Source organism: Shigella sp. FC1967, assembly GCF_001743005.1.
Classification (GTDB): Bacteria; Pseudomonadota; Gammaproteobacteria; order Enterobacterales; family Enterobacteriaceae; genus Proteus.
Genome location: NZ_MIIZ01001281.1, coordinates 1 through 424 on the forward strand (window position 1 = coordinate 1; position 424 = coordinate 424).

Below are 424 nucleotides of genomic sequence, written 5' to 3' on the forward strand. Positions count from 1 at the left end.
AATGGTAGAAATTCCTGAGTATGACGACCCTTGTGATGTCAAAGTGCATTTTCTTCCCTGCCAAGAAGTTCGGATCACATTATCTTGTTATTCCCCGGGGCACCCTAATTATCCGATTACGGTTCCAACAAAAATGGAGGAGCCAGCAGTATGCTCGAAAAAAATAACTCGTAAAAAAAGTGATTGTTGCTGGCGTTATTCTTGCCATTATCGCAGTAAGCTCACTGCTGTTCCCCAAGAAAAAACCCAAAGATGACTACCTTGCCGGAAATTTACACGGGTTTAACCATGTCAAAGGCACTTCGGTAAATTGGTTTAAGGTTAATGGTTATTATGGCAAAGGCGGTGGCGGAACCTGTTGCATTGTCGTGCCGGCAAAGTGGACGCCGAATCAATGGGTCAAAGTGGAATGGGAAGTCGATCC

2 protein-coding genes are annotated in these 424 nt (G+C 44.6%); both read left to right on the forward strand.

What is annotated here, in order from left to right; translation table 11 throughout:
* The first annotated feature begins 1 nt into the window (after position 1).
* Complete coding sequence (locus BHE89_RS27200; protein ID WP_171742558.1) at positions 2–256, forward strand: DUF3304 domain-containing protein; 255 nt, start codon at positions 2–4, stop codon at positions 254–256.
* On the forward strand, positions 180–424 hold a 245-nt coding region (locus BHE89_RS21235; protein WP_128860763.1), incomplete at its 3' end, for a DUF3304 domain-containing protein. The genes BHE89_RS27200 and BHE89_RS21235, both read left to right, overlap by 77 nt.

Excerpts from the sequence above, each read along its gene's own strand:
- BHE89_RS27200 (WP_171742558.1), top strand. The coding sequence starts at position 2 with ATGGTAGAAATTCCTGAGTATGACGACCCTTGTGATGTCAAAGTGCAT.